The 13,125-nt window shown below is 38.0% G+C and carries 8 protein-coding genes and 3 pseudogenes; 1 reads left to right on the top strand and 10 read right to left on the bottom strand.

The features are described from left to right. From F9856_RS02625 to F9856_RS02585, 10 genes and pseudogenes are all read right to left on the bottom strand, one after another. Positions 1–220, bottom strand: a pseudogene (locus F9856_RS02625) (GNAT family N-acetyltransferase); the annotation flags it as partial. Positions 221–717: 497 nt separating this feature from the next. Beyond that, on the bottom strand, positions 718–2,472 hold the full coding sequence (locus tag F9856_RS02620; protein WP_202105631.1) for a recombinase family protein: 1,755 nt from the start codon (positions 2,470–2,472) through the stop codon (positions 718–720). A 53-nt stretch (positions 2,473–2,525) separates the two neighbouring features. After that, positions 2,526–2,654, bottom strand: coding sequence for an SHOCT domain-containing protein (locus F9856_RS12355; RefSeq protein WP_000438255.1), 129 nt, complete (start codon positions 2,652–2,654; stop codon positions 2,526–2,528). Positions 2,655–2,930: 276 nt separating this feature from the next. Beyond that, a complete protein-coding gene (locus F9856_RS02615) occupies positions 2,931–3,155 on the bottom strand; it encodes a helix-turn-helix domain-containing protein (RefSeq protein ID WP_202105630.1) in 225 nt (74 codons plus the stop codon). A 115-nt stretch (positions 3,156–3,270) separates the two neighbouring features. Continuing rightward, a pseudogene (locus F9856_RS02610) lies at positions 3,271–3,908 on the bottom strand (class II aldolase/adducin family protein); the annotation flags it as partial. Positions 3,909–4,094: 186 nt separating this feature from the next. Further along, entirely contained in the window at positions 4,095–5,579 is a 1,485-nt protein-coding gene (xylB, locus tag F9856_RS02605) for a xylulokinase (protein WP_202105629.1), read from the bottom strand. A 70-nt stretch (positions 5,580–5,649) separates the two neighbouring features. Continuing rightward, on the bottom strand, positions 5,650–6,957 hold the full coding sequence (gene xylA, locus F9856_RS02600; protein ID WP_202105628.1) for a xylose isomerase: 1,308 nt from the start codon (positions 6,955–6,957) through the stop codon (positions 5,650–5,652). Positions 6,958–6,968: 11 nt separating this feature from the next. Continuing rightward, complete coding sequence (yicI, locus tag F9856_RS02595; RefSeq protein WP_202105627.1) at positions 6,969–9,254, bottom strand: alpha-xylosidase; 2,286 nt, start codon at positions 9,252–9,254, stop codon at positions 6,969–6,971. A 3-nt stretch (positions 9,255–9,257) separates the two neighbouring features. Next, positions 9,258–10,133: an ROK family protein gene (locus F9856_RS02590; protein WP_202105626.1), complete on the bottom strand. Its 876-nt coding sequence runs from the start codon at positions 10,131–10,133 to the stop codon at positions 9,258–9,260. A 102-nt stretch (positions 10,134–10,235) separates the two neighbouring features. Further along, a complete protein-coding gene (locus F9856_RS02585) occupies positions 10,236–11,657 on the bottom strand; it encodes a response regulator (protein ID WP_202105625.1) in 1,422 nt (473 codons plus the stop codon). A gap of 252 nt (positions 11,658–11,909) precedes the next feature. Between F9856_RS02585 and F9856_RS02580 the strand changes: the two are divergent. After that, positions 11,910–13,073 (top strand): annotated as a pseudogene (locus F9856_RS02580) (IS30 family transposase). Positions 13,074–13,125 lie beyond the last annotated feature (52 nt).

Here is a 13,125-nt window from a genome sequence, read left to right as displayed (position 1 = left end):
TAAAAATTCCTGCTAGATATGTTCCTTGCATTCCAATGAATCCAACAATTCTTTCTTTAAAAACATAAACATAAATCTCTGCATCTAATAACTGAGATGTTACAAAGTCAATTTTTGATTCCCAATACTCAGCTGGAATAAATGCATGGGTCTCAACATTGACAGTCAACCAAAGTTGAACTATTGTTTCAATATCTTCTTTTTGAAATTTTCTAATCATACCTTTACCATCCAATCTGTTCCATTCTATTAATAATAAGTAGTTTTTGCAAGCAGTAACATTAATTTTGCACATTAATTAACATATTCTAAAAATTTTAGGTGGGTAAATGGAAATAGAAACTGAAATTTTCTGGCTATCACTTCTACTCCCTCCAAAAATTTTCTCACTCTGATACTACTCCACCGCAAGCTAAAAAGCCTTGTCTCCAAGGCTTTTTAAGATGCTTTCGTTCAAAGGTTTCTAGGCTTTTACGAGCAGAGCAACACACTCAGCGGTTCGCTGTTACCGCATCACTATATTCTGCGACAGCTATCGCATGGGCAGAACATCTGCTTTTACTTCGATGATGAATCATCTCGTACAAGCAGTGATACTGCCTCAACGTGATGCGTATTCGGGAGTTCAAAGGTCCGGCGGACCTTTGAAGCAGCTTGCCAAAAAACAAGAGAGCAAGCTGGACAATCTAATTGCGTTTTTCTAATAGACTCACAACTTCAACATGTGTTGTCTGTTCCTTGAGAATACAATTTTTTATCCTCGTCACAGTTTTGAGGACACAATTTATCTGGTTCTAGTTTAGCATTTTTACGTTTACTTTTAAAATTTTTACCATTCTTGTTTTGAGTTTCACCTGTTTTGAATATTATGGTTAACATTGCAGGATCAATTTCTCCGTCGCTATTAACTCCACCTACAATAATTTTCTCAACAATACTTTCAAAAACTGCACGATCAAACTCCGTAAGTATTTTCTGTGAAGATAGCAAGTGCTTAAACTCAGTTAGTCTTTTCTTTACATCGATTTCTGATTTTAAGGTTGTTTCAATATTTACCTTCTCTTCTGCTAGAAACTCTTTTTCTGAGGAAATTTCATTGTACTTTTCATTGTATATGGTATCGCTAATTTTCCCTTCGAGCCTTAGATTTACAAGATTTTCCTCTTTTTTTAGTAATGTTCGAAGTTTGTTTGTAATCCTTTTTAGTTCCTTGTTAAGACTATTGTCATTCAATTCAGATTCTATCGTTTCAAGTAAGTCTGTCATTAAGTTTTCATTTGAATGATAGAGTTGTCTGTAAGCTTCCATAAAAGCCCCTTCAATAGCGAGCTCTTCTAATCCTTTACTATGCTTACAAAATTTCTTTCCTTTCTTTATCGATGTAACACAGTGCCACACAACCTTGCGATAATCTGAACGGCAGTGCCAACTTCTTCTAGATAATATTGAACCACAAAAACCACATTCTAACATGCTACTAAAAGCATACATTTTTGAATAGCGTTCACGCTTGCCATTTACATTTGCAGCAGTCTTCTTATTTCCTGCTCGACGCAGTCTTATCTCCTGAGCTTTTTCAAAATCTTCTTTAGATATAATAGGTTCATGATTATCTTTGATATAGTACTTATCTTCTTCTCCAAAATTACTCAACCTTCTCTTGCTTATTGGGTCAACTGTAAAGGTTTTTCCCATTAGAATATCACCTTTATATTTTTCATTCTTTATGATTCCTAGAACTGTTGTATCATTCCAATGTTCTAATCCTCTTGGCGATTTATAACCAAGTTCATCAAGTTCCCTTGCAATTACTTTTCCTCCAATACCTTCTAGATACCTTTCAAAAATGTAACGAACAATTTTGGCTTCTTTTTTATTAATTGAAATCTGCTTGTTTTCTACATCATAATCATACCCGAGGCACCCTTGAAATCCAACCAATTCACCACGTTGCATCTTCATTTTTAATCCTTTTTTCACATGGGCAGAAGTATTTTCCACTTCTTGTTGTGCAACGGAGCTTAGAATAGTCAGAAGTAATTCTCCATCCATTGTTAGGGTATCTATATTTTCTTCCTCAAAATATACTCCAATTTGCATATCTTTTAACATTCTGACATACTTCAAAGTATCTAGAGTATTCCTTGCAAATCTAGCAATTGCCTTTGTGACAATGTAATCTATTTCTCCATTTACACAATCGTTTATTAATCGTTGAAAATCTTGTCTCTTTCCAACTTGTGTTCCTGAAATCCCCTCATCTGCATAGATACCTGCCAGTTCCCAATCCGACCGCTGAGAGATATAATCTTTATAATGTCTCACCTGAGAGTCATAGCTGTTCTTCTGATCTTCGCTATCTGAACTAACTCGGCAATAAGCAGCAACCCTTTTTGAGTCTCTTTCGAAATTGTCGCCTCTTCGACGAACCAGAGAATCAGCTTTTATTATTTCAACATTATTTTTTTTCATACTGAAATTCCTCCTTTTGATTCTATATTACCGCGTTCAAATCAAAAGGTCAGCTAATTTGTGTACTTAATACGCAGTCTATTTTTAATTTTTTCATATTCCTTTTTAGTCAACATATTTCTGGAATATAAAAAGTTAAGCATTGAAAGTTGCATACTATATTTTACTACTGATTGTTCCAAAACTTACCCTCCTGATAACATGTTACTCTTAGTTATTCTCTGTGGGTATGACTGGTTATATCACTCATGGGAATTTCACCCGCTGTCCTTTTACGATGGCAGCCTGAACGGTCAGAAGTATCATTATCATTATTTGTGTCATGGCAGATAGGTTACCATCCTATTTTTGAATAAATGATTTTCGCTCATTTCCTGGCGCATTACATTCTATTGCTCAACAAATAAATAAAGTCCCACCTAGAATTATTCAATTGTCAATGAACAAATCAGGAGAGACTATTTTATATTATTCTTTATTCGGTGGGGAAAGTCAGTTTGCCCCAACAAATAATCAGTACTGACGTTGTAAAGATTCGAGAGTTGTATTAGCACTTCAGCCGATAATGTATGTTCACCTCGCTCAATCTTTGCATATGCTGAACGTGTAATACTAAGATAATCGGATACATTCTGCTGAGTTAAGTCATGATCCTCTCGTATATCTCTTATTCGCCGATACATTAAGCTTTCTCCTAAGAAAAAGTATAGTGTACAAACTAGAAAAAAATGGAAAATGGTCCAAGTTGGACCAACAGATTATTAAAAAAGAGGAGTTCAACCTCCTCTTGAGCGAATTTTACAAAAAAACTTCTTTAGGCGTCACTCCAAAGTGTTCTGCTAATTCTTTCAACTCTTGGTCTGTGATTTCTTGCTTGATATGACCACCTTGGGCTCCTACTTGGCTGTAAATCATGGCTGCTTTTTCAATGTCTTCTACCAAGCCATAGGTTTCATCTAGTGAGATACCTGAAGCAAAGAGTCCATGATGTGGCCAGGTGACTGCTGAGAAATCTGAAATTTTTTCTGCTGTTGCTTTTCCAATCTCTGTTGTTCCTGGAGTATATAAGGAATAACCTCAATCCCCTCAGGGAAAACAACACGTTGCTCTGGATTGACTTTTAGACGTTCGATATGACTCATCAAATGACTTGGAAATTCTGAGGTTGGTCGTCCTCCGTCTTCAAATCCCCAAACAATATCGTAACCTTGACCATCTTCAGAAATTTTTACTAATCCTAAATCAAGCAGAGGTTGTTTGGTTACATTGCGGAAATAGCGACCAGTACCAGTTACGAGGTAATATTGGCCTGCTAAAGCGGAAGCATCAAAGCCAAGTTCATGTGTGGATTTGACTTCATGCACATCTTCATAAAGGCTTACTTAATCAGCAGTTAAGCGGCAAGAGACATTCCCTCCGTTGCGTTCATCCCAATAAGACCAATTGTAGTCAATATGAAATTGTACTTTTAAATACATATTTTGTAGAGTTTTATATGCTTTTTATGGTTTCAAAAAATTTACGTAAGTGCACATTTCCATATCCTATGAGCTAGGTTATTTTCCCAAGTATGTCTGCCACATGCAAAAAAAGAAGTTAGATTTACCTTCTAATACTGCTTTTTAGACTTGTCGAATAATTTCTTTCGTATATGGATAAATTTTTTTATATCGAGCATAAACTTTTTGATATTGATGTACATTCTCTTCAATTGGCTGAACAGGATTCGAATAATCAATAAAACTATATAAAGCTTCTTCCAGACTAGGGTAGTAGCCCACACCAACTGCCGCCATCATAGCTGCTCCTTGACCTGGTCCCTGTTCTGATTTAAGCGTTACTATCTCGGCATTAAAAATATCTGCTTGTATCTGTAACCAATCTTTATTCTTAGCTCCACCTCCAACAGATACAATCCTACTGAATTTCTTACCAGCAATTTGTTCCATCAGCTCTTGGGAATCTTTCAACGAAAATGTAATGCCCTCCAATACACTTCTTGTAAAGTGTTTCATCGTATGGCGGGTATCAATGCAAATAAATGATCCCCTAATTTGACTATCTGCATACGGAGTTCTCTCCCCAACTATATAGGGTGTGAATAAGAGTCCTTCGGAACCGATTTCGATAGCATCTATGTTCGACAAAAGGTCTTCAAAACTGGTATCCGGTGCAAAGGTTTGTTTAAACCAATTCAGACTATGCCCTGCTGCAAGCGTAACGCCCATTGAGTAATAAGCATCCTTTTCCCCATGATTAAACAAGTGCAATTGTCCGTGGTAACGGTCGTGGGCATCTGTTTCATAAGCCAGAAATACACCTGAAGTACCAATTGAAACCATGGCGGTCTCGTCATCCAATATTCCAGCACCAACAGCTGCACAAGCATTGTCCGCACCCCCAGCTACAACAATAACTTCTGATTCAAAGTTTAATTGTTTGATGATTTCATTTGATAACTGACCTACTACATCAGTAGAGTTATAAACCTCTGGTAAATACTCCCTAGGAATATTGTATTTTTCAAATATTTCCTTCGACCAGGAACCATTTGCGACATCAAAGAGTAATGTTCCAGCCGCATCTGACTTGTCAGTAAATAACTTTCCAGTCAGGCAATAACCAAGATAATCTTTGGGTAACATCATATGCCTTACTTTATCCCAAATATCTGGTTCGTTCTCTTGTACCCACAAAATTTTTGGTAAGGTAAAGCCTTCTAAAGCTTTATTCTTGGTAATTGTAACGAGTTCAGTTCCAAAATCCTCAGTAATTTCCTCACATTGTTTCGTGGTTCTAGTATCATTCCATAAAATAGCTGGACGAAGAACATTCTTGTCTTCATCAAGTAGGACTAGTCCGTGCATTTGACCTGAGATGGCAAGTCCTTTTAACCCTTTTTTACATTCAGGAACTTTTTTTGCAATTTCCAGAATTACTTCTTTACAAGCTCGAAACCATTCATCTGGATTTTGTTCACTATAGCCTTGTTGAGGATGCAATAAAGGATATTCTCTGCTAGCTTGAGAAATAAGCCTTCCATTTTTATCAAAAAGTAGTCCTTTCAAGGAACTAGTCCCTAAATCAATTCCTAATACGTATGACATTTTTTACCTCTTTCAAATAAATAAACTACCTAAACTACTTAGTCTAGGTAGTAAAATTTAGGAGCTAACCTTAAAATAAGTAGTCATTTAATTGAGACTTAATCAATTCTAGATGGCTAGATTCTAATTTTGGATCATCGTGTTCCAAGGCATATGTTGTAAGACTTTCCAAATCTTCCTTATCTGCAAGAATACTAGCACCAATTCCCTCTTTATAGCTTGCATAACGTTCTTCTTTCAATTCTTCAAGAAAACGATCTTCACGAATCTTCGCTGCGGCTTTCAAGCCACGAGCATATGTATCCATACCTGCAATGTGGGCAAGAAGTAAATCTTCCATTTCAAACGATGAGCGACGAACTTTGGCATCAAAGTTGATACCACCTGGTGCCAAGCCACCATTTGCAAGGATTTCAAGCATAGTAAAGGTTGTATCATATACATTCGTTGGAAACTCATCTGTATCCCAACCTAGTAACATATCACCTTGATTGGCATCAATCGATCCAAGTGCATTATAGTCACGCGCAACATTTAGCTCATGTTCGAAGGTGTGACCTGCTAGAGTCGCGTGATTGGCTTCCAAGTTGAGCTTAAAGTCGCCTTCCAAACCATGTTTGAGAATGAAGGCCATGGTAGTCGCTGCATCGAAGTCATACTGGTGTTTAGACGGCTCTTTTGGTTTTGGCTCAATCAAGAACTGTGGTTTATGACCAATCTTCTCACCGTAGGCAATAGCCATTTTGAAAAGTCTAGCGATGTTGTCCTGCTCAAATTTCATATTGGTATTGAGTAGGGATTCGTAACCTTCACGGCCTCCCCAGAAGACATAGTTTTCACCACCCAGTTTCTTGGAAATATCCAAACCTTTTTTCACCTGAGCAGCTGCATAGGCAAAGACTTCTGCGTTATTAGAAGAGGCTGCGCCATTGTTGAAACGAGGATGAGAGAACATATTGGCAGTATTCCATAGTAATTTTTTACCTGTTTCATCCATTTTTTGTTTGATATGGTCAGTAATCTCATCTAAATTTGCAAAGAATTCTTCTAATGAATTCCCAGCTGGAGCAATATCAATATCGTGGAAACAGAAGTATTCAACACCCAGTTTTTCCAAGATTTCAAAGAAGGCATCGACACGGTTGTGGGCTGTTTCCATCGCTGTCTGACCAAACCAAGTACGGATATTAGTCGGATTCCCAAATGGATCTGAACCATCCTGAGTCATTGTATGCCAGTAGGCTAAGGCAAATCGGAAGTGTTCCTTCATGGTCTTGCCTTCGATGACTTCCTCTGGATTGTAGTGACGGAAAGCAAAGGGATTTTTAGAGTCCTTTCCTTCAAATTTAATTGTTTCAATATGATCAAAATATGTCATAGTTTCGCTCCTTATATACAAATAGTTTTTTGATTATTTTCTAAGGGATGAATAGTTACGTGTTCTTGTCCATCAATCACAGTGTGTAGATAGAGATTAGCATCGCTTATATTCTCATGAAGCACTTCATAGCTATTGCCTATTCGCTTAACCGAAACCCAGGCAACTTTATTTCCTCGAATATCATAGAGTTTCGTTCTTGCTTCTCTCCTATCTTGCAAATTATAGACATGGATATCAATTGCTTTTTGGTAGTCATATTCAGCTTGTTTAGGATTTCTACCTCGAACGAGAATTGAATTCGGGGCTACTAGAAGTGGTAAATGATAATAATCATAGACTTGGTGGTACCAATTCCCTGGAGCATAGACTGTATTGGTCAACAAATCAATCCAATCACCCTCTCCTTTTGGTACATAAAAATCTTTCTCACCTTGTTCATTGAAAATCGGTGCTACGAGTAAGCTATCGCCTAGCATAAATTGTTGGTCTAGCTCCTGACAGGACATATCATGTGGAAACTCTAACACCATTGCTCGCATCATCGGAATTCCAGTCTCAGCTGTCAAGACTGATTGACTTTGAAGATAAGGCATCAAGGAAAGTTTCAATTTAGTGAACTTACGTGCCACTTCTACAGCTTCATCACCGTAGAGCCATGGAACTTTGTACTCCCAACTTCCATGATAACGACTATGAGATGACAAGAGACCAAACTGCGTCCATCGTTTGTACAAATCTGGAGTAGAGCCAGCTTCAAATCCAGAAATATCATGACTCCAATAGCCAAATCCACCAAAGCCAAAGGACAATCCTGCACGAAGTGATTCAGCCATAGAAGGATAATCAGATGTTGAGTCTCCGCCCCAATGTACTGGGAATTTTTGGGACCCTACTGAAGCCGAACGAGCAAAGAGGACTGCCTCTCCTTCGCCACGCTCTTCCTTCAATAGTTCAAACACTACTTGGTTATAGAGATAGGCGTAATAGTTGTGCATCTTATTGGCATCTGCTCCGTTGTGGTAAACAACTTCTGTTGGAATCCGTTCACCAAAGTCAGTCTTAAAGCAGTCCACCCCCATCTCTAGCAAGGATTTCAATTTAGATTTATACCATTCTGTTGCAGCTGGATTAGTAAAATCGACAACCGCCATACCTGCCTGCCAACGATCCCACTGCCAGACGTCTCCATTAACCTTTTTCAAGAAATAGCCATGTTCCAAACCTTCATCAAATAGCGGAGATTTTTGACCTATGTAAGGGTTAATCCAGACACAGATTTTCAAGCCCCTTTCCTTCAATCGCTTGAGCATATTGATAGGGTCTGGAAATGTTCGTTCATCCCACTCAAAGTTGCACCACTCGTATTCTTTCATCCATAGACAGTCAAAATGGAAAACATCCAATGGAATATCTCGCTCAATCATCCCATCTACAAATGAATTGACGGTTTCTTCATCATAATCTGTCAAAAATGAGGTACTTAACCATAGACCAAAAGTCCAAGCAGGCGGTAGTGAGGGCTTCCCCGTTAGATCCGTATAGTTAATCAAGATGTTCTTGAGGCTATCCCCACCGATAAAGAAATATTCCATTTCTTGACCAGGCTGACTAAACTGAATCCGTGACACCTTTTCACTGCCGACTTCAAACTGGACACGATCTGGTGAATTGACAAAAACACCATATCCTTTATTACTAACATAGAAAGGAATATTCTTGTAGGCTTGTTCAGTGCCTGTCCCACCATCTTCATTCCAAATATCAATAGACTGACCGTTTTTTACAAAATTAGTGAAGCGTTCTCCCAAACCATAAATTTTTTCTCCGACATCAATACTCAATTGCTCGCTAATAAAGACCTGATCCTGATTATTTTTGATAAAGGCTTTACTGCGAGGATAGCTAGTTGCTAGTAATTTTTCATCGTAGAAAAACTCTACTTTTAGGTTTTCTTCCTTGCTGACAGCAATCTTCAGTTTATTGGATATCAGCGTCACACATTTCTCTGTATCTTCGATAACAGGCGTGACAGCAATCTTTTGAATCTGAAAGGTAGGACCTCTGTCCAATTTTCCTTTATGATGATACAGCTTTACACCTACTACGTCTGGGTGAGGTGTTGAAATTTCCATGGTCATCAAGCCACCATCCAGAGTAGCCCCCTTATGCCCAACATACGAATAGGGCATATAAAACTTGATTGAGTCCTCTTTCACCTCATAATCATATACATGCGTCGCATACTTCACATCATACCCATCTTTGATTAACCAACCACCATTTAAAAATTTCATATTCTACACCTCTTTTACTAAGTAATAAGCGCCCATGATTCCAGCCATATTGTGATAATAACACGTTTCAATCGGCACCTTAAAGATCTGCCATTCAGGATTTTTCTCCAAAGATTCCTGGATTAGGGGTAAAAGCCTTGGGTCTTGACTAACACCCCCACCAATTAATACCTTTTCAGGATCATTCTGACAAACAGTGTTAAAGATGGCTAATGCAATATAATTTGCCCATTTTCTCAGCAACTCCTGCACTTCAGAGCTAGAATCATCAAAAACACATTTCCCATGAACAACTGTAGATTCATCTAAGCACTTCAACTTTTTATAAGCCTGAACCAAGGCACTGGTCGATGCTAGACCGTGCAAATTTTGGAAACCATTTTCACCAAAGTCTACAATCATCATCCCAAGCTCAGCAGCTTTGTATCCATGACCATGAAGAACTTTTTTATCACGAACAATGGCACCACCAACACCTGTACCAATAGTCAAGAGACAAAAGTCCTGACAATCCCTAGCATTTCCTGAATAGGCTTCAGCTAGTGCCGCACACTTGGCATCATTTTCAATGACAATTCTTTGGCTAACTCCTGCTTCGTTTAAGAGTCCAATGATATTTTCATTATTGAGAACCTCAATTGCTCCAGCCTGCAGGGCATGCCCTGTCTCTGGGACGATATGACCTGGAAAACTAATCCCAATCCCTTGAATTGAAAATTTCTCTTCATAAGACTGAATAATCTTTGTTAAGGATTTGAAAAATTCTTCTTTGCTCCTTTTCAGGGTCGGAGTCTCACCATGTTCAATGACAGTTTCCTGATGATTAAGCAGAGCATATTTTATGGCTGTACCACCTACATCAATGCAAATATAATACATATCAACCTCCATGATACCGCTTTCTTTATATATCAATTGTACGAAAATCTCATAAAAAAAATACCAGCAAGAATAGAGTTCTTACTGATATTTTTAGACTAATTATGTATGTATCTTTCGATATTCATTCGGTGTAACACCGTAAAAATGCTTAAACTTTTTATAAAAATAATCAATATTCTTATAACCTACTTGATCAGCTATTTCATAAACCATCAAGCGAGAATGTATGAGTAAATCCGCTGTTTTTTGCATCCGTACCCGCTCCAAATAATTCAAAAAAGGTTCAGCCATTTTCTTTTTAAATTTCTTGCCTAAATAAGCGCTATTATAGCCAAAATGATCGGCTACATCTTTTAAAGTCAGCTCTTCCTGATAATGCTGATCAACATAATACAGTAATTGATCAATAAAATCAACATTGCCTAGTTCTAGACCTACTGTATAACTGATTTCCTTAAATTTCTCTAGCATTAAGTCCGCAAGCTCCTGATAAGACTGAACATTCTTAATAGAACTGTAAAATGTATCCATCTCAAAGACAAACGGCTTCTGGATTTTTTTCAAAAGCATATCTACAACGAGCTTCACATCATCCTGAATCTGCCATATAAAGCTCTGTTTACTCGTAAAATGAATCACTCTCGTCTGCAGATACCTTTGTAAAACAGTGACTAGCTCTTGTCCGCTCATGATGTGATGAACGATAGAATCAAAATCAACGATAGCTTTAGGAGATAATCTATGTTTCAAAAATTGACTATCTGGATAAATCAGGTCATCGGGACGAAGAAAAGCAAACTCGCTTAACTCATCCAAGATAGCTTGCAACTTGGTCAAATCCTGTTTTGCAGAAACCCATCCTGTGCTGATAACCAATCCCTGCTGTCTGAAAATCTCCATAAAATGAGCTTGTAATCTTGTTTGCTCTCTATTGTCCAGCCAAACCAGATAATGACGCCCTATATTTTGGAAGGTGATGTACTGACAAGACTGATTATTTAACTGATGGAGTATAGATTGAGGAATATCTTGATAAAAACAGGAACAATTCAGCCAAGTATAGTCTTGGATTGGACTTTTGTCCCCCGAAAACAACTTATCAAAAATTAATTTCTGTAACTGCTCTTGCTCTAACAAAGTGGATTGATTTTGCAACTCCTTCAAAATAGAAATCAATTCCTCCTCATCTACTGGTTTGAGTAGATAGTTGGTGAAACCTAGAGCAATCGCTTTTTGTGCATATTCAAACTCAGAAAAACCAGATAAAATAATCGCATGAAAGGAATAGGCATTTATTTTTTTAGCCTCTTGAATCATTTCCAGACCAGTCATCTCAGGCATACGAATATCTGTCAGAATCAAGTCTGGTCTATGCTGCTCAATCGCTATCAACCCTCTCTTACCATTTTCTGCAGTTGCGACAACCTTGTACCCGTACTCCTCCCAATCAATGAGGTATTGGATACCTTCTCGAATAATGGGTTCATCATCTACTATGACGATTGTTTTCACCTTTCCCATAATACTTACCTCAAAACTGTAAAGTAATTTCTAGTTTATTTTACTTGACGAAATAAACTAAAGATTAAAACATAAAGCTACTTTTATTATACCATTTTTCAATTACTTCTAATGAAACATTTATAAATTACCAAGTTGTTTTTAAAGCTCCAAAATTCTCAAAGTAAGTTCTAGCCTAACGCCAAAGCTAGAAATTAGACTGAGACAAGGAAATAAGGTAGAACTTACTTTGGGACAAGTTGGTAACTGACAATGAAAAACAAACACTTAACTCTCTCTGATCGTAATGATATTCAAATAGGAATTGAACAGCTAAAAACCTTCTCAGCTATCGCTGCTAAGCTAGGAAAAGATCCATCCACAATCTCAAAAGAAGTTCGCAGAAATCGAGTCGTTAAAGAAAATTCTGTGACATCTAATTGCGAGACCTGCCCTCTACTCAAAAAGGCTCCCTACGTTTGTAATGCCTGTCCGAAAAAGAGAAGCAATTGTGGATACCAGAAACAGTTCTACTACGCAAAAAGAGCTCAGCTGGATTATGAAGCTAAGATCTCAGATTCGAGAACAGGTGTTGCCCTAAACAAGGAAGAATTCTATCGCATGGACGAGATTGTCTCTTCTGCCATCCAAAAAGGACAACACCTCAACCACATCATCGCCTCCAACGAACTGTCGGCATCCAGAGCTTCTATCTACCGATACCTCGAAAAAGGCTATCTGTCCACAAAACCGATCGATTTCCCACGTGTCGTAAAATTCAGAAAGCGGAGAACCAGAAACCTCCAACCCATTCCTAAATCTGCCAGAGAAGGACGGTCTTACTAGGACTTCCAAGGCTTTCTTACTAAGAATGATATCAGCTATTGGCTGGAAATGGACACCGTTACTGGACGGATCGGCGGAAAGCTGCTTCTCACTTTTAATCTCTCCTTCTGTAACTTTATCTTCGCACGGTTACTTGATAACAAAACAGCTAATGAGGTCGCTAAACACCTCTACGCTATCAAGAATGACCTGCACCAGAAAGAGATGGGCTTCTGCGAACTATTCCCTGTCATTCTGACCGACAATGGCGGTGAGTTCGCCAGAGTAGACGATATCTAAATGGATGTTCGTGGAGAATCTAAACTATTCTTCTGTGACCCAAATCGTTCTGACCAGAAGGGGAGAATTGAGAAGAATCACACACTTATCAGAGACATTCTTCCTAAAGGAACTAGCTTTGATAACTTGACACAGGATGACATCAACCTAGTTTGTTCACATGTCAACAGCGTCAAACGAGCTTCTTTCAACGGAAAATCAGCCTATGAACTCTTTACATTTACCTACGGTGAGGAAGCGGCAACACTTTTGGGAATCTCTAAAATTGACCCTGAAAACGTCATCCAATCCCCACAATTATTGGATAAATAATCGCTAGCTTTTATCAAAAAACAATTTTAAAATAGAAAGGAACTTGTCCCAT

This window comes from Streptococcus suis, from assembly GCF_016743335.1.
In the GTDB taxonomy this organism is placed as follows: Bacteria; Bacillota; Bacilli; order Lactobacillales; family Streptococcaceae; genus Streptococcus; species Streptococcus suis_Y.
This window is presented reverse-complemented; position numbering and strand designations above follow the sequence as displayed.

Coding starts and splice junctions, on each gene's coding strand:
- F9856_RS02620 (WP_202105631.1), bottom strand. CDS start 2,472: ATGAAAAAAAATAATGTTGAAATAATAAAAGCTGATTCTCTGGTTCGT.
- F9856_RS02615 (WP_202105630.1), bottom strand. CDS start 3,155: ATGTATCGGCGAATAAGAGATATACGAGAGGATCATGACTTAACTCAG.
- xylB (WP_202105629.1), bottom strand. CDS start 5,579: ATGTCATACGTATTAGGAATTGATTTAGGGACTAGTTCCTTGAAAGGA.
- xylA (WP_202105628.1), bottom strand. CDS start 6,957: ATGACATATTTTGATCATATTGAAACAATTAAATTTGAAGGAAAGGAC.
- yicI (WP_202105627.1), bottom strand. CDS start 9,254: ATGAAATTTTTAAATGGTGGTTGGTTAATCAAAGATGGGTATGATGTG.
- F9856_RS02590 (WP_202105626.1), bottom strand. CDS start 10,133: ATGTATTATATTTGCATTGATGTAGGTGGTACAGCCATAAAATATGCT.
- F9856_RS02585 (WP_202105625.1), bottom strand. CDS start 11,657: ATGGGAAAGGTGAAAACAATCGTCATAGTAGATGATGAACCCATTATT.